Source organism: Pseudomonas sp. MPR-R2A5, from assembly GCF_058793055.1.
Window position 1 is genome coordinate 17451 of sequence record NZ_JBXAFK010000018.1, and the last position, 22536, is coordinate 39986.

At 57.7% G+C, this 22536-nt stretch carries 27 protein-coding genes; 1 reads left to right on the forward strand and 26 read right to left on the reverse strand.

Annotation, left to right across the window (positions count from 1 at the left end; all coding sequences use genetic code 11):
• Positions 1 to 43: 43 nt before the first annotated feature.
• From AC1Q6I_RS14540 to AC1Q6I_RS14645, 22 genes are all read right to left on the reverse strand, one after another.
• Positions 44 to 298, reverse strand: a complete 255-nt coding sequence (locus AC1Q6I_RS14540) for a hypothetical protein (protein WP_102623646.1) — start codon at positions 296 to 298, stop codon at positions 44 to 46.
• 19 nt (positions 299 to 317) lie between these two features.
• Entirely contained in the window at positions 318 to 2159 is a 1842-nt protein-coding gene (locus AC1Q6I_RS14545; RefSeq protein WP_146015747.1) for an SGNH/GDSL hydrolase family protein, read from the reverse strand.
• Positions 2149 to 2307 carry a hypothetical protein gene (locus AC1Q6I_RS14550; protein WP_177429292.1) on the reverse strand — a complete coding sequence of 53 codons (159 nt, stop codon included), beginning with the start codon at positions 2305 to 2307 and terminating at the stop codon, positions 2149 to 2151. The genes AC1Q6I_RS14545 and AC1Q6I_RS14550 overlap by 11 nt, the downstream gene beginning before the upstream one ends.
• Position 2308: 1 nt before the next feature.
• Positions 2309 to 2917 (reverse strand): putative phage tail protein, encoded by a 609-nt coding sequence (locus tag AC1Q6I_RS14555; protein ID WP_102623644.1) that lies wholly within the window; start codon positions 2915 to 2917, stop codon positions 2309 to 2311.
• Positions 2914 to 3981 (reverse strand): baseplate J/gp47 family protein, encoded by a 1068-nt coding sequence (locus tag AC1Q6I_RS14560; RefSeq protein ID WP_102623643.1) that lies wholly within the window; start codon positions 3979 to 3981, stop codon positions 2914 to 2916. Before AC1Q6I_RS14560 ends, AC1Q6I_RS14555 begins: the two co-directional genes overlap by 4 nt.
• A complete protein-coding gene (locus AC1Q6I_RS14565) occupies positions 3981 to 4328 on the reverse strand; it encodes a phage GP46 family protein (protein ID WP_102623642.1) in 348 nt (115 codons plus the stop codon). Before AC1Q6I_RS14565 ends, AC1Q6I_RS14560 begins: the two co-directional genes overlap by 1 nt.
• A 69-nt stretch (positions 4329 to 4397) precedes the next feature.
• Positions 4398 to 4958: a phage baseplate assembly protein domain-containing protein gene (locus AC1Q6I_RS14570; RefSeq protein ID WP_102623641.1), complete on the reverse strand. Its 561-nt coding sequence runs from the start codon at positions 4956 to 4958 to the stop codon at positions 4398 to 4400.
• Positions 4958 to 6070, reverse strand: a complete 1113-nt coding sequence (locus AC1Q6I_RS14575; RefSeq protein ID WP_102623640.1) for a phage baseplate assembly protein — start codon at positions 6068 to 6070, stop codon at positions 4958 to 4960. The genes AC1Q6I_RS14570 and AC1Q6I_RS14575 overlap by 1 nt, the downstream gene beginning before the upstream one ends.
• Positions 6060 to 7385 (reverse strand): DNA circularization protein, encoded by a 1326-nt coding sequence (locus tag AC1Q6I_RS14580; RefSeq protein ID WP_102623639.1) that lies wholly within the window; start codon positions 7383 to 7385, stop codon positions 6060 to 6062. The genes AC1Q6I_RS14575 and AC1Q6I_RS14580 overlap by 11 nt, the downstream gene beginning before the upstream one ends.
• Positions 7382 to 9694, reverse strand: coding sequence for a phage tail tape measure protein (locus AC1Q6I_RS14585; protein WP_102623638.1), 2313 nt, complete (start codon positions 9692 to 9694; stop codon positions 7382 to 7384). The genes AC1Q6I_RS14580 and AC1Q6I_RS14585 overlap by 4 nt, the downstream gene beginning before the upstream one ends.
• A gap of 179 nt (positions 9695 to 9873) precedes the next feature.
• Positions 9874 to 10257, reverse strand: coding sequence for a hypothetical protein (locus AC1Q6I_RS14590; protein ID WP_074846233.1), 384 nt, complete (start codon positions 10255 to 10257; stop codon positions 9874 to 9876).
• Positions 10258 to 10261: 4 nt separating this feature from the next.
• The gene (locus AC1Q6I_RS14595; RefSeq protein ID WP_074846230.1) at positions 10262 to 10633 is read right to left on the reverse strand and encodes a phage tail protein; all 372 of its coding nucleotides are present in this window, start codon (positions 10631 to 10633) and stop codon (positions 10262 to 10264) included.
• A 13-nt stretch (positions 10634 to 10646) separates the two neighbouring features.
• Complete coding sequence (locus AC1Q6I_RS14600; protein WP_102623637.1) at positions 10647 to 11744, reverse strand: phage tail sheath C-terminal domain-containing protein; 1098 nt, start codon at positions 11742 to 11744, stop codon at positions 10647 to 10649.
• The gene (locus tag AC1Q6I_RS14605) at positions 11741 to 11932 is read right to left on the reverse strand and encodes a DUF2635 domain-containing protein (RefSeq protein ID WP_102623636.1); all 192 of its coding nucleotides are present in this window, start codon (positions 11930 to 11932) and stop codon (positions 11741 to 11743) included. The genes AC1Q6I_RS14600 and AC1Q6I_RS14605 overlap by 4 nt, the downstream gene beginning before the upstream one ends.
• Positions 11932 to 12495, reverse strand: a complete 564-nt coding sequence (locus AC1Q6I_RS14610; protein WP_074846223.1) for a phage protein Gp37 — start codon at positions 12493 to 12495, stop codon at positions 11932 to 11934. Before AC1Q6I_RS14610 ends, AC1Q6I_RS14605 begins: the two co-directional genes overlap by 1 nt.
• On the reverse strand, positions 12495 to 12986 hold the full coding sequence (locus AC1Q6I_RS14615; protein ID WP_102623635.1) for a phage protein Gp36 family protein: 492 nt from the start codon (positions 12984 to 12986) through the stop codon (positions 12495 to 12497). The genes AC1Q6I_RS14610 and AC1Q6I_RS14615 overlap by 1 nt, the downstream gene beginning before the upstream one ends.
• The gene (locus AC1Q6I_RS14620) at positions 12986 to 13507 is read right to left on the reverse strand and encodes an HI1506-related protein (protein ID WP_102623634.1); all 522 of its coding nucleotides are present in this window, start codon (positions 13505 to 13507) and stop codon (positions 12986 to 12988) included. The genes AC1Q6I_RS14615 and AC1Q6I_RS14620 overlap by 1 nt, the downstream gene beginning before the upstream one ends.
• A 9-nt stretch (positions 13508 to 13516) precedes the next feature.
• Positions 13517 to 14422: a Mu-like prophage major head subunit gpT family protein gene (locus tag AC1Q6I_RS14625; RefSeq protein WP_102623633.1), complete on the reverse strand. Its 906-nt coding sequence runs from the start codon at positions 14420 to 14422 to the stop codon at positions 13517 to 13519.
• A 29-nt stretch (positions 14423 to 14451) separates the two neighbouring features.
• Complete coding sequence (locus AC1Q6I_RS14630; protein WP_256581255.1) at positions 14452 to 14847, reverse strand: hypothetical protein; 396 nt, start codon at positions 14845 to 14847, stop codon at positions 14452 to 14454.
• Between the two features lie 3 nt (positions 14848 to 14850).
• Complete coding sequence (locus AC1Q6I_RS14635) at positions 14851 to 15837, reverse strand: phage protease (RefSeq protein WP_102623631.1); 987 nt, start codon at positions 15835 to 15837, stop codon at positions 14851 to 14853.
• 251 nt (positions 15838 to 16088) lie between these two features.
• The gene (locus tag AC1Q6I_RS14640) at positions 16089 to 16652 is read right to left on the reverse strand and encodes a phage virion morphogenesis protein (RefSeq protein WP_102623630.1); all 564 of its coding nucleotides are present in this window, start codon (positions 16650 to 16652) and stop codon (positions 16089 to 16091) included.
• A 9-nt stretch (positions 16653 to 16661) separates the two neighbouring features.
• Positions 16662 to 17924, reverse strand: a complete 1263-nt coding sequence (locus AC1Q6I_RS14645; protein WP_102623629.1) for a PBECR2 nuclease fold domain-containing protein — start codon at positions 17922 to 17924, stop codon at positions 16662 to 16664.
• Positions 17925 to 17955: 31 nt separating this feature from the next.
• Here AC1Q6I_RS14645 and AC1Q6I_RS14650 point away from each other — a divergent pair, with 31 nt between their 5' ends.
• Complete coding sequence (locus AC1Q6I_RS14650; protein ID WP_102623628.1) at positions 17956 to 18153, forward strand: hypothetical protein; 198 nt, start codon at positions 17956 to 17958, stop codon at positions 18151 to 18153.
• On the opposite strand, the gene AC1Q6I_RS14655 is transcribed toward AC1Q6I_RS14650, so the two are convergent.
• From AC1Q6I_RS14655 to AC1Q6I_RS14670, 4 genes are read right to left on the reverse strand one after another with little or no spacing between them, the layout of a single operon-like run.
• On the reverse strand, positions 18150 to 19706 hold the full coding sequence (locus AC1Q6I_RS14655; protein ID WP_102623627.1) for a DUF935 domain-containing protein: 1557 nt from the start codon (positions 19704 to 19706) through the stop codon (positions 18150 to 18152). The two genes, AC1Q6I_RS14650 and AC1Q6I_RS14655, sit on opposite strands and share 4 nt — an antisense overlap.
• Entirely contained in the window at positions 19706 to 21259 is a 1554-nt protein-coding gene (locus AC1Q6I_RS14660) for a hypothetical protein (protein ID WP_102623626.1), read from the reverse strand. Before AC1Q6I_RS14660 ends, AC1Q6I_RS14655 begins: the two co-directional genes overlap by 1 nt.
• Positions 21256 to 22026, reverse strand: coding sequence for a hypothetical protein (locus AC1Q6I_RS14665; RefSeq protein WP_102623625.1), 771 nt, complete (start codon positions 22024 to 22026; stop codon positions 21256 to 21258). The genes AC1Q6I_RS14660 and AC1Q6I_RS14665 overlap by 4 nt, the downstream gene beginning before the upstream one ends.
• Positions 22023 to 22535: a DUF3486 family protein gene (locus tag AC1Q6I_RS14670; protein ID WP_102623624.1), complete on the reverse strand. Its 513-nt coding sequence runs from the start codon at positions 22533 to 22535 to the stop codon at positions 22023 to 22025. The genes AC1Q6I_RS14665 and AC1Q6I_RS14670 overlap by 4 nt, the downstream gene beginning before the upstream one ends.
• Position 22536 lies beyond the last annotated feature (1 nt).

Genomic DNA, 22536 nt, shown 5'->3' on the forward strand with positions numbered 1-22536 from the left:
TCGCCCCGTGCGCGCAAATGCGGGTATTGATCAGTTACTTGTTTCAGCAGTCGGCGGCGCCTTCGAACTCAGGCAGCGTTTTTAAGTACTCGTACGCCTGCTTGAATGGGTTTTCACCGTCCATGTCGTAGCGTGTCGTGTGGTACACATACGTCAAGGGGTCGCCGTTAGCCTGGGCGCAGGTCTGAACGCTGAAGTTCATTTCCGCCTTATCTGCACCCAAGGTGACCACTGCCACAGTGACATAAGCGCCCTTGACCTCTACGTTTTTGTAAATCAAATCCAGTGTAAGTGCCATGCTGGTCGCCTCTTGAAGTTTAGATCGCGGAATTGCCGGCCACTGTGACCCAGTCCTGCGCGTTGGTGCCTCTCGCATAGACCCATTGAGCACCACCGGTGCAGTCCGAGCAAAATGCCAGTGCCCCGGTGTTGCTCGCCGCACTGAGAGCCAATAGCTGTGCGCGCGTAAAGCTGTTGAAGTACAGCCCCGCGCGTAGATGTTGCATGCCGCCTGGGTTGTCGGTTTTTACGAGCTGGGTGATCTCAATCCCTGTCGACGTGACCACGTTGCGCTTGCGCACGTTCGCGGGTGTGTCGAAGTCAGTGGCCATGGGCTCGACGTTGGAAACCACACCGGGTTGCGACGATGTCCTGCGAAGAACCACCCCGGTGGAGCTGGCAAATGCAAAAGAGCGAGTCATGGTCAGCGTAAAATCCGACCCCGAGGAGGCGTCCCCTGTGATCGAAATTTCCCTGCCTGGGCGGTCACCAATGGTTGTACCGCGCGCAAGCCTGGATGGGGTTCCCCGGTCATTGACTGCCCGAGAAACGAACCCTAAGTTGAATCCGTTAAGCCCCAGAAACTCCCAGAGCATCTCAGCGGCATAGGCCTGGACTGCGGCCACCGGGTGGACGCCATCGTCAGCCCCGAAGATGGTGTTCATCTCGGCATGCGTTCCCAGGAGGTGGTAGCTGTCGAAGTACAGATACGACGCCCCTTTGTTGCCGCAGAAGCCCTTCAGGTAATGCCCGGACCTCATCTTGAGCGAGTCGTTTAGGGTTCTCGGTGTTGACCCAATGAACAGCTTGTCCGCATATGGACTGGACGCATCAAGAATACCTATCAGATAGTTGAGCGATGCATCAGCGGCCGCCCCATCCCCGAAGTCGTCGTCCATCTCAAAGGTGATGAGGTCCGCGTTGATGTCAGTCAGGGCCGCCTGCCAAATCGCGCGCCCTTGCGCGGAGGCCGTTGCATCGGCCAGCAACAGGCCACCTCGGTTCATGGTTTGATGCAGGTCAAGACCGGACACGGTGGTGTTGCGGGTATGCACAAGGACAACACGTACCGGCCCGCCAGATACGGTGGTCAGCACAGCAGCAGTAGCGGCTGCTTGCGTGTAGGACAAAACGCCAAGACCAGTAACACCAGCGGCAGCGGAGACGGTTGCCACGACGGTACCGCCGACGGAAAGACTTAGCGTACCGGCTGAGGGCTCTTTGATGTAATACACCTTCACATCAGTAAAGGTTGGCGAAGATCCCGAACGCACCCAAAGTGCTGACGCGCCATCGTTAAGACGGCTGACGAGCCCAGTAGGCCAATATTGATACTGAAAAGTTTCCGCCGTCACGAGCGAAGCGGTGCTAAGCGAAAGGTCATAACCGCCAGTGGGCGGCCCGTCACCAGAGCCTGTGCCAGCACTGTTGACGCCACTCATGTTAACCCCGCCCATCCTGCGATCCAGTGAGGCGTTGAGCTGAAGCATTTTGGCCCCGGCCAAACTGTCACCAAGAATGACCACTCGCAGATGGCTGATAGCCGATGCAGCCGCAAAAAGCTTGCTGAACACTTTCCTCGGTTTTCGCAGATTCAGCGCTAGGGCCGCGCTGACAGTAGTCCCCTTGTCGCCGATTAAATTCGCGCCTTTGGTGGCATCGTCTGCGCTGGCAAGTTCCAGCTCTAGACCCGCCGATTGCTCCAGAGACAAGCGGGCTTGCTTTGCAATTGTCGGCACCGGCCCTGACTCAGTAACAACATCGGTCGCGGCATCGCCATGAATATATTGATGCTGTTTTTCCGCCGCCCCACGCGAGCGCTGCGCCGCTTCCGACAACTGCCCGGCGTAGCTCTCCAGCGCTGCTATATCAGTCATCATCTTTCTCCATTGGCCCGAAGAGCTGCATAGCCTTGGGCAACTGCGTACTAGCCTTTAGTGACGTTGGCGCCACTTCACCGGCAGCGATGCCGTAGCGAAACAACTCCAGGACCGAGACAAAATCGGCCTGGCTCGAAATTCTTTGCAAGCTAATGGTCCTCGATGCCGATCACGGCGGCGGGCACCACGTAATGGACGACATTGAACAGTTGGTCCACTTTATCGGCGATGCCGTCGACGACTTCTTTGCCGTAGCCAAACACCACGTCTGTATTTGCTGGTCGCCGACCGGTAATCCGAGACTCCATTGCCGCATTAGTGAATGCCAAAAGCGGCGCATTCACGCGCCAGGTGAAGGGCCAGTCGCCTGAGTAGATCGGGTCGCCTGTATTCAATAGGCCAACGACTGGAGTTCTGAAGCTCTCGACAGTGGCCTCTACGCCTAACAGGGAAGCCATCCGAATGAAGTAAGGAATAGACTGACCGCCCAGGTCAGCCATGGCGGCCTCAACGGCCTGTACACGGTCATCCATGGTGGCATCGGTCGCAGCTGTGAGGTTGTACACCCGCTCCCAGTCAGAGAGATAGGTTGCGGCCGAGGCCGGAAAGATCGCCGCCCCGACTGCCTCCAACGCCGTCAGCGCGTCGCCGAGGGCTACGCTTTCAGCTGTTAGCTGAGCCAGAAGTACTTCGCCCTTTGGGTCATAAGAGACAGGCGGGAGTAATGCCTGGAGCTGCTCTATAAGTAGATCGCTCATGTCATGGGCTCCAGGGTGACGGTACCAAGACGGATCCACTTGACCATCGACGAGTCACTGGACGCCGATACGTTGGCCGCAGGCGTAACCAGGTCGAAGTCCAGGACACCGGCTAGGCTGCTGATTGCTGCTGTAAGGCGAATACGATAAAGGGTCTCCAACGGTGCGAGCGGATCGATGACACCAGCAGCCGCCGACTCGACAGGGCTTTGCAGATCCGCCAGTACGTAACCGACTGCCGGTGCCAAACGTAGCGTCAAGTCCACACTGAGCACGGCAGGAGTAAACACCCAAATATCAGCCCCAGCCGGAGCCACGCTATCGATATAGGCCTGGCATGCGGCGATGATACCCGCTGACGAAGGTCCGCCTGCCGAGGTGATCACCACATCAATAGAGTTACCACCACGGCGCTTGGGAATGACCAGCACCGTGGATACACCGTCCACCGACAACGCCCAGCGCCGGTAGTCGGCCATGTTTCCGCCGCTCGGCGGGTTGCGGAGCACGTCCAGGTAACGGGCTAAGAGGCTCTCTTGTTTCTCATCGTCCGTACCGCCCTTGAGCGCTGCCAGGGTGCAGGCACTGTCCACACCTAGTGGCGGGCTGGTCAGCGTCGCTGCACCGTCCAAGCCGTTGAGCGCTGCGCCGGTTTCGGTTGTGGTTACGGGCGCAACGGCAGTGCCATCGGCTCCAAAGGTAATCGTAGCCGTGGTAGTGACCACGGTGCCGCTAGCATTATGACGGGCCTGAGAGGCAACTGGGAGTGTGCGCCCGGCTGTGCCAGTGAGAGCGATAGTGCTACCTGCCACCGTCGCCGACTTCGGATACACGTCGCGAGTGGCGGCGTGTTTCTTGAGTTCGCCGAAGTCCGCGCTATCAGGAAAGATCTGCCTGGCAGTCCATGCGCTTTGCTGGTGGATACCTTCTGCCACTGCCGAAACCGAACTGGCGCGCACGTAGTTATCGCTGTCGCTGGTGATGTCGGCGTCCGGTAACTGCGACCGTATATCCCGCAATGCGCGAGTCCGAATGGTTTCGAATGAGGGAGCGGTATAAGGCATCAAATCACGCTCACGAGATGTTCAAAAGTTTGACGACCTGCCGGGGCTTCGACTTCGATCAACAATCGCAACCAACCATCGTGCTTCTGCTCGACGGTCACATCAATAGAGGTAGCCCTGCCGTCATCGATCAGGCCCTTAAGCGCCTGCTGGGAATACTGCAGGGCGAAATTACCTACGCGGGCTTTGTCTTTTTCCCGGCGCAGTTCATGAAGTCGCGAGCCCAGTAACGGATCGGCCCAGTAACTGCCCAAAGGCGTTCTAAGACGCAGGTACACGGCGTTTGCCAGCGTTGAAATTCGCTGGCCTGTCAAATCGCCTGTAGTTGGGTTTATGCCTGCGTCCATGGGGAAGCAGAATGCCTCGCGTGCGTGTGAAGCGGCGTTTCGTGGCGGCGTAAGAGCCGTTGGATAGACTTACTGTTGCTGAGAGGGTGTTGGGCTGTTGCCATGCTGGTGGCCGTTATAGATCTCGCGGTCATCCTGCATGCTTCGGGTATGGTCTATGACTTCACCTGCAGACTGGATGTTGCCCTCTGCTTGAACTTCGCCAGTGGTCTCAATCAAGGGCGTTTCGAACCGAACCTTGGTACCGGCTTTGACCAGGAGCGTTTCTGTCACGACCTCGATCACGCGGCCGCGCTTGAGGTGCACGTGGTCGCCCTCATCGGAGTAGATGGCCACCTCACCATCCTGCAGCGTAATGCGGTACCGGGCGTCTTCACTGGCGATCACGACCGTGTGTTTGCTGTTTCCACCCACTGGAACGGCGATGTATTCCGCACCTGGTAAAGGCGCCGAAGTGAAACCGTAGTGCTGGAACAGCTCACCCGCAACTGACTCGTCAGCCAAGCCTTGCATCTCCACACCGATCAGCTTGCCATGTGTATTGCGAGCGGCCACAGCACGGAACGCCTGGCGATAGTTCACTCGCTCGTTTTTGGCTTGCTCACGCATCATTCGCCCCATGCCGCGCATCAGCCTCTCCTTATTTCTTCAATGAAAGCAGCGTCTTGGTTGACCTTGCCCTTGTGTTTCTTCAGGGGGTTACCGTCGAGAATCCACATTTTGTCTTCGCGAAGTCGCAGTTCTGTAATTGCGCCTTGTCGGGTCAGTCGTAACGTCCTGGACATCAAGAAAAACACTGCGTCCAGGTTATGCGGCTCGCTGCTGACGATCACGCGCTGGCCAGGTGTCCATACTCGGCCGTTGCCCGCCCGGTGACCTTTGACCACGGCACGGATCTCGAAACCCTCCAGCTTGCTGTCAGCGAGAACCTTGCGGGCACGGGTGGTGGCCATGTCCTGACTTTCGCTTGAACTGTCGATCACTACCTTGGGGCGAAAGATCCCACGGCGGGCCAGACTTTCGTCCTGAACTACAGAGCGCAGGTGCGAGCGGGTAGTGTCGAGCCCGTCATTATCGTATTGCCCGTGCTGGCCGAGGACAGTCACCTGGCTGAATCGACCGGCGATAGATCGGCGTACAGAAAGGCGCTCTGTGTTGTTGCCCTGACCATCGAGACGCAGGATCAGAGTGCCAACAGGAGCCGACGTATAGTCAGGACCACCGACGACGAGTAAGCCGTCGGGCTCGACCCAAGGCCATAAGCCGTTGGCTTCGGCCACCTGCAGGAGAGCCTCCCATGCGGTTTGACCCGGCTCGATTTGGACGCGGCGCCTGATTTTTGCGTTAGCCGCTCGAATCTCAACACGGGTGATACCCAGCGGCGTTACAACCTGTTTGATGATGTCGGCTAGCGAGGCCTCTCGCATTGAGACAAACGGCGTTGAGCAATCCACCAGCACAGCAGCTTTGTCCCGGCCGGTGACTCGGATCGCGATACCTCGGCGCGAAATGTCGTGCTCGAACTCATCAATCTGACCGGTCAATACGCGATCCCGACCCAGGGTCAGTTCACAGCTAGCGCCTTCAACCAGTACGCTGGGCAATTGGATTGTGTCGCGGGTGAACAACTCCAATTCAAATGCGTCGGACGGGGTAAGCAGGTCGGACTCTACCGACCAACTGTCCCAAGTCTCATTGGTAAGGCCCCCAATGGAAAGCCGGATAGATTCTTCAGTTTGCATAGGCCTTCAGAACCGTTCCGGCCGCTATCCCATAAGGCGTGCGCAATGTTGGATTGAGGCGCAGCAGCTCGGCAGCGCGAGAGTTATCCCCGTACCACCGATGGGCGAGTAAGCGCAGGCTTACCGTGGTATCGACAGTACGAGCGATCAACGGCGGATGCTGCAGGATTACCTGGCGCGCTCGGATCTGGATTAATGCAGCTATCGTTCGAAGACCCTCAATGACCGGAAGCGCGGCCTCAATGTCGTACAGGCGACGGTGGAGAAGGATTGCGGCCTGGATCAAACTGCGTACCAGGTTAACCAGTCGCTCCAGTTCCTCAGGACTCAGCGTCAACTGGTCAGACTCTGCCTCAATCACTACGCCCACAGCTTCTGCGTAGCTCAGTGCAAGCTCCGTGATCACCAAGACAACCAGACCAAAACCAACCGCTTCAATGGGGTCCGTAGGCATCGAGTTCGGCACCGAGTCCTCGTCTGGCTCTTCACCTTGGCGAGCCTTGACTAGCAATGCTGATGCGATTCGAGCCACGTCGGCGGGAAGCGAAGTTGCACCAGGTATCGTCGATGGCATGCCTGACCTGGCTAACAGTTCAGTGGATGAGCTAGGAGTACTTCCCTGAATGGCTGCACGGATCTCGGTGGGTGTGCGAGTCAAATCAGTCAACGGGTCGAACGCAGTTGATGTGCTTTTGGCCATGGATGCGACCCCAGCCACTACGCCCAGGATCTGAGAGCGCATTTGCTGCAGACGCAATGTAATGCCCGGCAGGCCAAGCGCTTTTTCAATCAGCCCCGTCCAGCCGCCACCAATCCATGACTGAATTTCAGACACCAACGAGTCGAGTCGCCCGAACAAATCGAGGACGCCGTCCTGCCAACTGGCTTCATCTGCCATCTCAAGCGTGGCCACGTCGACGAATTCAAACTGTTGAGCGAAGAAAGCCTGACCTGGCGTGTGCTCTAGGAACTGCATCGCGACTTCGGCGTAGTCGGGTCGCTCCGCACGATGGCTCACCTGGTAGGTGGCATTAACAACAGCCACACTGCCATAAATAGGGTGGATCAGCTCAGCACTACCACGAGTGTCTAGCGCTCGAAGTAGGGTCTGCAGTTCAAGCAAATAGTTCTCGCCGAAGATCACCGCCTGTAATGCAAACTGGCGAGGACCGCGCCCTAGGTCTTCGACATCATCACCGTCAACATAGGGCACTCCGTGCTGGCCAAGAGAGCGTTGCCCAGTCAGATCCTCTGCCATGACATTGAACGGTACGCCGCGATAAGAGGCGTCCAGTAAGTCTTTCGCCCAGGTCATTGGCCGCGCCTCAACTGTACGTCAAGACGGCGCTCCAACTCCGCGAAAATATAGTTCGAGTCAGTCCGTATCTCGATTACTAACGGCTTACCCATCAGTTCGTTTAGCTTTTGAGCGGCTGCGATGGTGGCCATGCCGGAGTCCACCGCTCGGCCGGCCACACCTGCCGCCCAACTGTTTGCGCCTGATACCGAACCACCTGCTGCTGTCAGGCCGGTTTCATTCTGTGCCAGGCGCCGGGCCTGCTCTGATGCCCAGTTGGATGATTGGCCGGGATTCTGTTCCAAGAGGGATATGCGATTGCGATAAAACGCTGTTTGGTAAGTGCGCTGGCCATCGTCGATAAGTTTATTGCGCGAAACCATGGCCAAGCGGTCTTCGTCGGTATTGAGACCTGTAGAGTTTTTAAGTTGAGAAAACGCATAAATCAAACGCGGACCGCCCGATAGCAACAATGGAAGATATGAGAGAGCATCACTAGACCCCGTCCCCATCGCCGCGCCCATCACCATTCCTAAGCCCATGCTCGCTCCCTTTCCTGGCAGCCCTCCTTTGCCTGGTCCCTTCTTGCCTGAACCAAGGTCTGGGGCGATACCACCCACATTCAAGCCGGGCCCCGGCCAGTTGGTTACAAACACCGATGTAACGCCAGTGGCTTCCTCCAACACCTTCCCTACGGCGATATTTTTTATGGTTTCCGGGCCACCAAGAAACTTGTTCAGCAAGGCTCCTGCGCCAGCTTTGGCACCACGCCCCGCGTAATAACCGCCGACACCAAGAGCAGCGCCACCCGCTAGCATCTGCTCACCTGACAGGTTCAAATCGTCCAGGAGGTAACTTCCAAAGTCAGCAAAACCCTTATTCAAGGGTATGGCCATGCGGTCAATCGCTTGGCCAAGAGTGGCTTTCATCCTGGAGGCTGTACCGCTGGCGCTCCCGACGTTTTCCTTTAAGTCCTGATTATATATAGGGCCAGCTTTATCAAGCGTTTTCGACCCAGACTTGAAGTCGTCCAGTCGCTCACCTGTCAGCATACTTCGCCATCCGCGAACAGTATCCTGATCCATTCCTTTGAAAACTACGCCCATAAACCGGGCTCGTTTCTCATCGGTTTTCATCGTTTCGTACTTGCGTTTTACGTCGCTGAATACTTGCTCCGGGTTACGGGTGCTCTGATCTTCGTTAAAAAACGGAACCCCGGTAGTTTTAGTAACTTGGTCTCGATACTGCTTGTTATCAAACACTCGCAAAGTTGACTGCACCAGAGTGCCCAGTCTCTCCGGTTGCGCTTCCACTTTTGACAAGCTCTCGGTAAATGCAAGGGCTTGGGACAATGACATGCCGGCAGCCTTTGCACTCGAACCGATTACTGGAAAAAGACTGGAAAGGTTTTCTAACTCCGCGCTGCCTAAGCGACCGGCAACTGTCATCTTTTGAAGGAAATCCAGAGCAGCGCCTTTCTTGCTTAAGTCAATATCGAATGCGGAACCACCTGTCATCAATGCTTCACCGAGGACTGCGGGATTCGCACCTGTAACAGCAGCCGCTTGGCCAATAGCGTCACCGCCATCTTTGGCAGCTTCATAGTTAAGGCCCGACGCGATCAGTGTATTAAAGCCGGTGTCTACCTCTTCGCGGCTCACGCCGTATGCCTTTGCAATACGCCAACCTTCGTTTCTCCATTCGTCTTTTTGAGCCAGGGTCATTCCCGCAGTCTGCTGAGTTCTTATCAACTGGCGATCACGCTGCGCGCTACCCGTTAAACCTGAAATCACTCCCACGCCCACACCCAAACCAGCCAGTTGGCCCTGTGCAGTCGACCCCAATCCTTTGATGCGGTCGAATTCTCGCCGAACACCCGCTGCCACTGTCTTCAGCATGCGCAGGTTGCGGCCTCCGTTTTGGGCAAGGCGACGAAAGCTATCGTCAGTGCGTTCAACGCTACGGCGCAGTGGTTCGGTGCCTTCCTTCGCGGTGCGCACCAACTCTGTCTTGGTTTCTCGTGCGGCCTGGCGGCCGATCTGACCCATCTGTTTGAGGTCAGCCTGTGTTTGGATTACACCTTGGCGAAAGACGTTTGAGCCCTGGGAGGAAGTGTCCCGCATGGCCTGGCGGATAATCTTGTAACTGGCCGCACCGACTTGGCCAGTTTTGCTCAGTGCAGTGGACGCTTTGTTGCTGTCGTCAGCTAGAGCTTTGGCACCATCTTTACCTGCCTTGCGCAGGTCACGCTCAAGTGCCTGAACCTCACGTCGGCTATTGCCTGAGTTGGCCTGGATGCGTAACGCGACGCGCAGATCGGAACTCATCTAAGTTACTCCAGGTATAGAATTACGTATGCATGAGAGGCCCATAGTTGGGCCTCACTTGCTGTCGACTTGGCTTTTGTTCTTCAACCGCTTACTGACGTAGCGTTTGCCTTTGCGCTTACCTATCACCAGATCGATGCGGTTCTCGACCTCTGCTTTCGACATGCGCCGGATTTCCTCTAATCGGTATCCGTGCCGGACGAGGACGTGCTCGATGCGTCGCCAGTCGGCGATGCCGCGCTCGGCGGCATGAGCTTTTTTTCCAGTTCTTCATCCGCTTCAGCGATCAACGCCAGATCCGATTCGGCCAGCGACTCGCGCAGCAGATCGGTGGTCAGTGCCTCAATAGGAATGTCACCAACCGACAAGAGCTGATTACGGTAGACCTCCAGTGTCACCAACTGAAGCGGCCCGTTGGGGTGCTGCTCCTGGGCCTTGATCAGGTCGCCGGTCATGCCTACACGCAGCGTGAACGCTTTATGAAAAGTGCCTGCGTAAAACACACCGATACCCAATGCCTTCGTGATGGTCAGGCCTTCCCATTTTTTTTCGATCTGACTCACAGCATCACTCCTCGTAGTAGTTCAAAGCGCTGACAGTCAGGTCGCGAGTGGCTTCGCCTTCGACCTGGTACTTGCTACCCATCTCGACCAAGGAGCAACCAGTCCAGGTCTCGCGCTTTCCACCACCTTCCTGCGGATAGATAGTGATTTTCGCGTCAACCAGGGCACGCCAATTGGGCTCCCCAGTTTTCGGAATGGCTACGGAGATACGCAGATCGTGTTCCTCCATACCCTTGGCCGTGCCCAGCGGTTTACCGGTACGGTTCATCGTTTTGACGATGGTGCGACCGGTTTTGAGCGTGGGCTCCAGGCTGGTTACTTCGTAATCGGTGCCGTTCAGCTCCATTACGATTAACCCTACATAGGTATCAGACATCTAATGTCACCTCTTACAAGATCAAGTCGATACGGCCAGCGAACACGTGCAGACCGTTGACGACATCGGCGGGGATGCTGGAGTTGAGGCGGCTTGCGCTTTGAGTTGAACGCTCGACTACCAAACCTGGGGCATTGGCGTCGACCTCTTCGACGATCTCCAGCTCTTCCAGCTTTTTGAGAACGTCCAGCAGCTCGCCACGAACAGCCGGCGGGGTCTTGCTGGAAAGTTTCGAGCGAGGGTATCGGAGTCTGATACGTGTCCGGCATGCGGTGCGCACGTAGTAAAAGGTGCGCATGGTGGTCAGATCGAGCATCGACTCGTCATAGGCCCCTGCAGCCGACTTCGTGTAAGTGCTGATCGCTCGAACAATCTGAACGACATCACCAGCGGCCACTTCCAGCGGGGTTACACCGTTAGCCAGTGCGGTTTCCTGCTCGGTGCGGCCGAGGCGGCTATTAATCGCCGGGGCGTTGATACCAGTCAAAACTAAAGTGTTAAGTGGCCGTGCCGGGTCTTCCTCGGATGCGATGACTGCGGCGTATGCCGCTGCAACCTGGCGTGCGGTTGAAGTGGTTCCTGGCAATAGTGCGACGCTGATCGCTCCCGCATTAAGTGCGGCAGCCAGTGCAATCGACGATGACAGGGTCGAAACCACCGCGCCAACACCAATAATGCTTTGTTGCTCAATGGAGTCTGTGTAGGTGTCGATGTGAGTCCTAAGAGCCGTCATTGCTGTTGCACTGAACCACGCCGGTACTAGGATGGTGAATCCACCCAGGGCCGTAGCATCCAACGCAAGCGCAATGTCGGGCTCCGCATCACCTTGGACGACGACACCGACTATCGAGATAGCCACATAGCGGTAGGCCTTGATGGCGGCATCCACCATTTCGGCGGCGACCGCCCCGGCCAAGGTTTTGGCCTCGGCCGCACTGTAGACCTGAGTTGGAACATTGGCTGCAAGGGTGGCGCCAGCGCCCAGCGGCACGATCAAACAAATGCTTTGCGCGTTGGTTGGCAGGCTCCTGACGGCCAGGCTGGTGTTGAACTCAAAATAAGCGCCCGGCTTACGGATAGAGGCTGGGATAGTGTCGAAGGCAATGCTCATTCGGCAGGCTCCTGTGTGGTCTTTTTGGCACTGCTGCGGCCCTTGCTGAGTAACAGCTCGCCTGCGGCAATGCGACGACGGTAGTAAGAGGTGTTCAGCACCTCGACGGGATCTTGGCCTGGCTCGATGTGTTTACGGGGATCACCCTCTATCGGGACCATGTGGCCGGGTGCGGCGGTGACGAGCATTACAGTCCCTCCAGATTAATGATGTCGCTGGCAACCGGTTCAGGTTGACCAGGTTGTACGTAAACCATGTCGATGCCTTCCAGGTCCGGCAGGTCCTGCTCTGGCTTGGTCCAATCCAACTCAATCGAAAACGATTGCCCCAGGACCGACATGTAATCGCTTTGAAACTTGCCGTTAACCAGGTTGGATAACTCCGTTGGCTCAATGCGTGCTCGATCCGGCCAGGGTTGCCAGTCCACAAGCTGGTGCATGCAGGCCTCCCAAAGCGCATAGCTGCCAATGTCTGTGGCAGTTGTCCCGCGCCTGGTCTCCCGTTCACCGCGTGGATGACGCGTAACGATCACCAGGCGAAACGTGATCGGAACGCCGTAACGGCTTTGACTGCGCTTACGAAACACGGCCCTTGGCACCATCAGCAGCACGGCCGGGCAGCGCTTGAGTAAGCCGTCTAGCAAGTCCGGGTCGCCCAGTTCACCGCCGTAGCTGTCAACGGTAAGGCGGTGGACCTTCGGAACCAGCTCCCTCAGGCGAGCCACAATCAAGTCCTCCAGCTCGCCCAGCATTACAAGTTCCTCAACGTGGTACGGCTCATCAGACGAGGCTGGTGGCTGATCTGCAGGCGAGACTCGCCGCCGTCAGAAGCTCCACGTTCCTTGTCCTCTGCGGCCAATGTTTCCAGCCGCTTAAGCACGTCTTTGTAGAGCACGCGCACGGTCGACTCTTCCTTGCCCGCATCGTCGTACAGGTGATAGCGGGCGACCTCGGCCAGATCGGCAGTCACCCATTCAGGGGCATCCTCACCGGCCGGGCGAAACCGCAGGTAAAACGACACCTCACTACGTGCCCGCGTTACGGCGTCGGCGATCCTGGCCAGCGTCGCAACGGCGATGGCCACGTCCTCAGGCTGCCATTCGTCCAAAGGCTCGCCAGCAGCAGCGGCCACGAGTAGCGCCGGTTCGATAACACGCTCGGTGTCCGGGACAGCCACTTCCGTGATGTCGCGGGCGCCAAAGCGGACAAGTAGCTGGCTGGCGGATGGCAGTGAGAGGTTCACTATTTACCTGCCTTGGCTCTGCGAGGTTTCGCGGGCGGTTTCTCTGCCAGTGTCTTGGACGCTTCACGCTCCTGATCTTCTTTCAGGGCGTCTTCCCAGAGAGAATCAAGTTCGCCGTCCGGCGCTTCTATCGCCTTGGCTAGTTCATATGCCCGATCCTCCATGAGGGCATCTTCCCAGAGGGCATCAAGTCCGACATTGCCCGCACCTGGGGCGACGGACAGAAGCACTCCATCACCCAGAGTTGCAGTGTTTGCTTCAAGCGTCTGCGACTGAACGTTTTGTGCGGTGTTGGACGCTTCCGGTAGCGCGGTGGACGACGTAAGTGCATGGCGCGGCTCCCACTCTGGCTCCAGATCTACTTCCACGCAGGTGACAATCAACTGAGGCTCTTTGACCAGGGCATGCCATTGCTCAGACGTGAAGTCGCCCGGTTGCCAGGTAATCGGCTGGTCGGAGTGGCCGACGCCGCAGCGACGAAAGCCATTTCGCCTGGCCGTAATAACGATGACAGTCGTCATGACGCCCCCTTAGGCCTCGCCAGTCGAACCGAATGCCAGTTGCCAGAAGCCATAACCACCGGCCGCCCGTGCTTCTGCCCCGAACTTGAATTTCTTGCGGTTGAAGACATCATCCGCTTCCGGATCAGTCTGCTGAACAAAGACTGGCGCTTTACGCTCTTGGTAGATGAAGGGGCGAACGGGCTTGCTGGCATCCAGCAGGAACCAAGCCGTGTCGGAGGTAATGCGAGTCGAGACAACCAGCTCAGCGGTGCCCTTGTAGAGGTTAACCTTGCCGTCTTCCAGGCGATCAGCAGTCAGCAGCGCCTTGGCCGTGTCCTCCAGACCAGGCCCAACCAAGAGGATGTTAGGGTTTACGTCCAGAGGGCGTCCCTCATCGTCCTTGAACTTACGCATGGCTGTACGTGCAGCACCGTAACTGGCCTTTGCTGCTGCCTGCGTGGCGATTGAGAGCACGGCAGTGCCCTTATTGCTCACACTGCCAGCGCCGACAGGATGATCGGTATCAAAGAAATACTGCCCGTCATAGCACAGGTTGCTAAAGCTACCGTTTACCAGCTCAAAGACGATTTCATCGGGCAACTGCTTGGCTGAAAACCCTGCCATCTGCGCCTGAGGCGTGTAGATGCCCAACTGATCGTCTTCAATGTGGTTGCGGTCGACCTCGACAGTGGCTTCGAAGTCTTCGTTTTCCACGGTGTAGCTGAATGCTTTGAGGCTTTTAACAAACTTCTCGCCGACCCAGCGGCGCATTCTTGGAAACGCCGACAACCAGGCGTAAATGTTACTGCCGGTGGAGCTTGGCACCTTCATGGCGATCTTTTCCCAATTGCTGGGCGCCGCCGCAAAGGCATTGTTAAACAGGGTTTTCAGGGCAACGAAGGCCATCTGAATCGAGGCTTTGTTAACTAACATGCGCAATGCGCTCCTATATATAGAGGGAGTTACTCAACCCATACGCCGTCGGCATCAATACCGACGATGCGTCCAGCGGCAGATCGGGTGCCGCCTGCATCAGCAGCCGCAACGGTTTCGTCGTCGACGATGTAAGCGGGCTTGAACAGGTGTGCCTGGGTGACGGTGCCGTCATTGGCCCAAAGGAATGCTTTGCCATGGCGGATCTCGACCTGAGTAGCACCAGCGGCGCCGCCTCGGTTGTCGACAAACTCCTCGGCGCGGCCCAGGTAGGACAACCCGAGGGCAGTCGAACCAGGTGCGGCAAAGCCGGTGGCCGATGCGACCACCAGAGAGCCAGCGAAGATGCGGACGTTGGCGGCGACGGGCACCACCAGCACTTCGGTGGCCTTCATCGGCGTATTACGATCTTGAGTCAGCGGCACGGGTTACACCTCGCTCTGCTTGGTTTTGGCGAACTCGACCGGATCAACACCCAGCTGGCGGCACATGGCTTGTTCTTCGGAGTTGAGTGCGGTGTTGATGTTTTCGGGTTTACGGCCACCCAGGTCAGTGGGGTCAGCAACAACCGGCGCGGCATCCACGAAGTCTTTGAAACGAGTCAAGCCCGCTTCGTCCTGGCACATGGCGCGGTGGTAATCCACGGTCGCCGGGGTGATCTTCCCGGCCTGAGTGGCAGCAGTAATGACCGCGTCGACGGCCTTGGAGTGTTCTGTTTTCTTGTGCTCGGCGAGTGCCTGTTCGGCATTCAGTGCGCGAGACTCCACCGCGTTGTAATCAGCGCGAGGCACGAACCGCTCCAGGTTGCCCGACTCGGTGTTGAGTGCCTGGTTAGTAGCGTTCAGTTTGGCGGTGGTGGCCGTAAAGACCTGTTCTGCGGTCGCCGTCTCAGGCAAACCAAGCAGCTTTAAAAGCTCTGGTGAGGGTTTCACAGGGACATTCTCCAATTGCTCTTGGTTGAGAGCGGTCATGACGAGGTTGGGGATGTTGGTGAGGGCGGCGCTGACCATGCGCACGATGCGCTTGGTCTCATCGTCGTAATCAAAAACAGGGGAAAGGAAGCGGTACTCTTTGTTTTCAACCTGGAGTTCGCCGCGTGGCGTCCATTCGGCCAGGCCCCACAAAGCACCGTCGCGTATCTCCAACTGTTTGATCCATGCACCGGCCGGTGCTTCCTGGCCAAGAGGGGCGCGGCGCTGGGTGGCATGCTCCCAGTCGATGGGCAAATCAATTGCCCGGCTGGAAAAGTTGGTTTGCACGAACTGATGGGCCACGTCGTCGAACAACCAAGTGCGGCCGTCACGGCCAACAACGGTTGGGCCTGCGGGAATGAGTTCGACCCACTCGGGCGCCTTCCCATCGGAAAGCTCGACGGAGCTGTAGATCTCGGAGTTAACGGCGAGTTGAGTTTTCATGCCGCCAGTGTCGGCGGGCTATCGAAGGCGGGGAGTTTCGGCGCGGCGTAAGGTTTTAATCCGTGTTGCACCCCTGGGGGGATACACCGTCAGCCCATTCTATACGTAGAGAATGGGGAATCGTGTCTCACGGGCGCGTTGCGGTTGGCATTCTGAGCCAATCTAACGCGGGTCTAACGGTTGTTGCTAACCCTATCGGCGGCGGATGTACCGCGAACAGCTCAGCGCGCCGCAAAAACGATTACAGGCGATCAACCTGTAAAGCCTTCTGTGAGGTAATCGCCCACGATGGCCAGGATCTCGGTTTCATCCTCCGAAGACAGGCCAAGATATGGCCGGGCCTGCATTTCCGTAGAGCTTGCACCTCGGGTTGCCCACTGGGAAAAGTTGGATTTGTTCTTTTTCACAAAGCGATTGCCCACCGATCCATCTTTCCCCTGACGGAAGTAGACCTGCTGTGACCTGGCTGCATGCTCGATCTTGCCGCCCAACTGGTGGATAGCGCCGTATACACGATCAGTGCCAAACGCCAGTTCGTTGTTGCTGACGTTGTGGCGCAGGGTGTCCTGCAGCGTGCCTTTCTCACGCAGGATGCGACCACCTTTCTTGCGGGCCAGGGTCGACGGCGCAAGCGGCGCCCAGGGCGAGCCGTCCGGGGCGACCTGCTGGCGAAAGCGGTCATCCGTGGATTGGTGCAGGTATTCGGCTATGTCGTTGAGTGGCGTCGTCAGATCGTCCAAGCGCTCGATCAGGTCATCCAGGCTCTTGCCCACCGACGTTGTATCAACGGATACCTCAAGCATTGAACCGGCCATGTGTTGCTCCTATTCGGTACGCCGATAAAGCAGAACGCCCAGGCGCAACGCCTCAAGGTACTGCTCACTGTCATCTACAAACCCGGTGACACCGGTCCAGCCGTCCGCGCCCTGATCGAACACGGCCACGGCAGGCTCGGCCTTACCCTTTACATGGACGTGCGCCAGGAAGCGGCGGCGTAGTACCGCCTTGCCCTGGTCGGATTGCCATTCCAGCCGTGCCCAGATCTCGTCGGGCGTCTTGATGGCTTCGGCCAACAAGAGGAGTTCGCGTGCTTTGATTTGCTGAGGCAACGCTATTGCGCCGGTTTTGGCACCGCTGAACATCTCCCGGCCGATGACCAGGGCATCACCCGTCACATCGCGGAATACTGCAGGTGTCGCATCGGCGGCGCCAAACTCGCCCAGGAACTGGGTTACAGCATTCGCTGCAGGCACTTTGGCAGGGAGCAGGCGCTTTGCTGGTACCGGGCGAGGTTGCGGTAAAGGGCCACTCGGCTGGCGGTTGGGCAACCCTTGCCCAGGGGCCGGAACTGCTGACGGCGCAGGCACAAGGTCACGGGTGCGGAGCTGGGGCACGGAGTTCGCCAATCGGGACTGTCCTGGTGAGTATTCGAAGCCTGGATCAATCCCCTTAGGTACTCGTACAGTGCGCGGGCCGTTGGGGCTATTCGTGCCAATAACCCGATCCTCCCACTCAACGGTGGGCGCCGGGCCAATCGTCAGGCCCTGGCGCTCCACGTCCCTGGCCGAGAGCATGAACTTCTTGCACTTGCAGCCCCAGCCGTTTTGCGGCGTATGGGTTTCCCACCAAGGATCATCGAGCGGCAGTGTGATGCCATTCCAGGACAAGTGCATAGGGCGTGGGTGGGCGCTGTCGCCATGGCGGTAAACCGCGTAGGGGCGGCGCTTGCGCAATTCCGGGTCTGCCATCTGGACTTCGCGCCCAGCGTTGTAGGACTGGCGCAGATTGGTTTCCCAGATGACATTGGTACGCCAACCGCGCTCGCCCTGGTACTGCCAACCATGTTTGCCAACGACCTGGTCAAAGTCTTTGCGGAACTGCTCCAGGGTGGTCCCGCTGGCGATGGACCTTTCCACCGCCCCGCGTAGATCGGTCAGCAGATCGCGTTTTACCGCACCGGCCACGACAAAGGCGTAGTCATGCTCAGCGGCGTAAACGTCCGTCCAGGCGCGGGTTGGCAGGTCGACCTTGCTACGGAAGTAGTCGATCTGTTCCTGGAACGCGAGAGAACCATGTGATACTGCCATGCTATCTATCCAACGCCAAAGGAGCGAAATGATGGTTAAAGCGATTTGGTACCGCTTTGAACAATGCCAGTGCCTCGACATTAGGGGAGTGATGCAAAATATCCCGGAAGGCATTCACGCCGTAGCAGAGCTATCTGCTGTAAATGTCATTATTGGTACTAAAAATCTTGAACTGAATAAGAATGCCTTTAACCAGTTGAAGGCAGATGGGAAAGCACGCAGAACCTAAAGCCCTCTCAAAATGTCATCCCGCCCAGCCAAGCTGGCAGCCGCTAGGCCATCAGCAATGGCATCGGCTAATTGGCTAGTCGTCATCGCCGGGTAGGCTTCAATCAACCGGTCGCGAAATTCCTCCAGGCTATGGACCGTGTCGAGTAGTTCTTTGAGCTGCTCGACCATGTCATCCATGTACACCCCCACCGCTCGCTCCATCGTCCGCACCTGGTTATCCACGATGTCCGGCGCTACCTTTGGCTTGGCGGGCGCCTGCTCACTGTTAGCCGCCTGAGCCAATACCTTAGAAGGCACAGCCGAAGGTGCCCCCAGCACCTCGGCACCTGCAGCCGGAGCTGGGAGATTGAGCTTGTCGCGAATGACCGACTGTTCGACCTTCAACCCTAGCGGGACCAGCTTCTCCAGGGCAGAGATTAGAATTTTTATATCTTCGGGCTGAGGCACATCAATAATCAGCCTTGGATAATTTCGACCTGGTGCAAAGTTCAGGTCGCACCAGGGCCGCACAAAGTAGCGGTTCAGCGTATTTGATTCGGCTTTGGCATCAGCCTGCAGCAGATCGAGCCGTACTTCGTTGTGGATTGTCGCCTGGGCCTGGCTGGAGCCATCGTCAGTGGACATCGTCTGCCCGACGACCGCCTTGCTGACCTGCTTATCCCACCACTCAGCCAGGCCTTTGAAAAAGTCCCCGGCACCGGCGACATTGGCCGCTTGGGTGAAGTCGATACGCATACTGTCCGGGATCACAGCTGCAGCATCGCTGCCGAGGTTGGCCACCGCCGACATGAGGGTCGCAATATCGTCCTTGCTGGCACCTGGTCCGTATCGCCCAACGCGCATGGGCATGCCGAAGATGTCGGCGAAGCCCATCCAATCTTTCCAGGTCCAGGCTTTGCACATGTAGCCCACGGCTGCCAGGCGTGCCAGGCCGCCCCGGATCGGAAGGCCAGAACGGATGCGCGGCAGGTGGACAATGAACTTGTAAGGCGCCAAGGCCACGCCGTTGACCATGTCAGCCTCATCAAGCAGGCGCAGCTCCCGGCCGGTGTCGCGGTCGAACTGGAAGAAGCGTTGGTCCCTTGGTTCAAAGCGCGCAGGATTCCAGGTCTTGCCGCTGCGGTCCCACATGATTTCGGAGACGGCATAGGCTTTACCCATGGCGTCGGTCAGGTCGGCCTGCAGTTCACCGAACTCCGGAGAGTCGACTATTTCCTTGAGCTGGTCAGCCCGGCGCACGTCCTCTGCGTCGTCGCTAGCGGCTTCGACACGAATGGCCAAGCCAGATATTGCCAGTTTGCGGGTACCTAACACCGAGGCGTAATGCAGATCTTTTTCTTCCATTTCCTCGGCAAGGGTCAAGTAATCGTGGGCGTTGCCCTCGGCGGCGCCCTGCAGGATGGCGGCGAGCCGTCCAGGCGTTAGGCCGCTGGCCACCGACTGATGCCAAACCTGACGTATGCCGGTGGTTTGGGCAGCGGCCAACTCCTCGGTGAGCTTGTCGTACTGGATCGGTCGACCGTATTGGTCGACGATTTTGGATTCAGCCATTACCAAATGCCTTTTTTGGAGCGCCAACCGGCGCCGATCTGGATCTCGCGATCATGCTGGGATGCGGGTTGGACTCGGTGATATTCGATGATCTCGACTTCCTGGCGGGACGCGTAGTCGGCCAGGACTGCAGCGATACCAGCGTCGCCGTGACGTTTAGGTCCGGCCTTTTCGCCTTTCTCGTTGGTCCGCTTTTCCGGGATGCGGGCCACGCCCCTGACCATGCGAAAGGCGCGCACGTCGCTGGCCACGTCTTTGTCGGCCGGGATGTCGTAGAAGGTGTCGTCTTCCAGGGATGCCTTGAACGGGGGCATGTTGTCGCGATACCAGCCCTCGGTGAGCATCACCCGCTCAATGCGGTTGAACCCAAACTCAATGGCTGTTTCCTCCGACAACTGCGAGCCGTTGCCCCCGGCATCGTCGGCGCCCTTGAGGAAATTGGGTAAGCGACGAATGATGTAGAACTTGATTTGGGCCTGTTGCTTGAACGGGACATTGCGCAACTCGACCACAAAGGGTGTGCGTTTGCGTAGGTTCTGCTCTTTAAGCAGTGGCCAGAAGACCGAGAGGTCACCGGAGCGAGCGAAGTCCATGCCATAAAAACTCTGAACATCCAGAGGGATCGCCGATAGCAGCGGGAGCAAATGCTCCTCGCACCACTCCAGTGATTCGGCAAGGCGCAGGTGCTCGGCAATAGTTTCGTAACCCTGCGGATACGCCAGACGCAGCACCGGCACGTGGCGGTTACTGCGCTTTTCGACCAGGGCCATACTGAGAAAGGCGCCACCGCCCTGTGAGGGAACGCAGTCAAGTTCTTCCTCAGCAGCTTCGCCGTAGAAGTCATATACATCCTGAACCCAGGCCGCTTCTTCGTCAGGCTTGTACTCAATGCCTTTACGCAGGCAAACCCGGTGGTAAAGGCCATCGGCCACAGCTTCACGAAACGAACAGCGGAACAGCTTGCCCTTGCGCTTGCCTGCTCGAATATCGTTGATCAGTTCGTTGAAGGCGTTTTCCGTACCATCGTGGGTGCTGATTACATGCACTTCGCCGCCCCAGATCAACAGCGCCAGGGCAGCTTTTAGCAATTCGGCCAAGTCCTGATGGAACGCGGCTTCGTCGATCACGACAACACCCTGACGGCCTCGCAGGTTGGATGGGCGACTGGTCAGCGCGACGATGCGGTGCCCGCTGGGAAAACCGATGGTGTAAGTCTTGATGTGCTTGTCTGGATCGCTGTCGGGCCAGATGCCTTCTTCGATTTGTTCAGCGGCATAGTTGTAAGCTCGCGCCCACATGGCGCACGCCTGAATGTACTCCACGGTCATGTCCTGGTTGTAACCCAGGTAGTAGACGGTCTGACCTCCCGCCGACTTTTCGGATGCTGCGACCAAGACGTTATCTGCCGCCTCGGCCCAGGTGAGACCAATACGCCGAGATTTCTCACCGACCTTGAGTGGGGCACGGATGCCGATCCACTCTTTTTGGTAGTCGAGAAGCACCGCTGGGGCAACCAGGGTGGCAGTGCTGTCCAGAATAAGAGGGACGCTCATTGCTCGCCACCGCTGATGTCAGCCTCAGCCATTTCGCAAAAAAACGAGCAGGCCGGTAGAGTCTCGTTTCGACGGGGCTCACCTGGTGGGAGATCGCGCAGCGAGTAACGGATGCCCGTTTTCCGGTTGCGGTGCAGGTATGAGCCCGAGCCCAGCTCCTCCTGAACCTGGCATAGCACCTCGAATTGGTCAGGAAAGTCTTCGCGAATGGCACGGAAATAGCCTTCGCCGCCCTTCACACAGCCGATGCAGTTCGCGTTGTCATAACCCATGCGATACATAAGGGGCAGCTCAATTCCAGCCCTGAGGATCATTGCCTTGCAGTCTTCTTTGCTCAACCCAGCGTCAATCAGTGGCGCGAGGACGGGGCGATCAGGGTTTCGGTCGCGGAAGTCCTCCAACCGATCCGCCTCTTCTACGGTGTAGCCAAACACCATGACATCGCCGGGATGCTTCCAGGCATCGAGAAGTCGCCGTTTGAGTAGTTTGGTGCAGGGAGCGCCGCTGCGGCCCTTCATGAATCGCTCGCGGCGAAACACCTGGATGATGTCGGCGCTATATTTCTCATCCCTTAATTGGATGATTTCTTGGCCGAACCATACCTGACAATCCTCCAGAAACCGCCGATTATCTTCGTGCTCATTGGCCAAAAAGGCGTTAATAATTTGCACGTTGTGAGTGGCGCTGTACTGGGTCAACGCTAGTTTCGTGGCCACTGCAGACGCTGCGCCGCAACTGAACTGGCAGACAATACGTTGACTGTTCATGAGGCCATCCCAAGGATTTCGCGCCGGATCTCATCAGCCGTCGACTGAGTCATGCCGCCTTTCTTAGCGATTTTGTCAACGCGAGCCGCCGCTATTTCGACCTTCTCCCGCCACTCGGCCTGCCATTTCTTCTGCACCACCGAGGCCTTGCCCAGTTCCGCGACGGCCTTGGCCACCTTGGGCAAGTCCATTTGATCGCCATCACTCATCAACAGCTTGAACAGGTGTTCCTGGACCAGACGCATCAACGCTTCATTGACGGCACCTTCTTCATCTGGGGCAGCGGCCACCACAGCGCGGGCCTGCTCGCTGGCCATCTTCAAAGCGGAAAGCTTGGACTCGAAGTCCTGACCGTAACGATGCAGTGCCGACTTGCTGATCGAAAAACCCTGGTTCGACAGCTCGTTGGCCAGGGCTTCGTAGTCGCTGAAATTGTTTTCAGCCAACGCCTTATCGAGCCAGTTTTTTACCGCCTTGGGCAGGCTGGCGACTTTGCTGCGCGGGGGCATG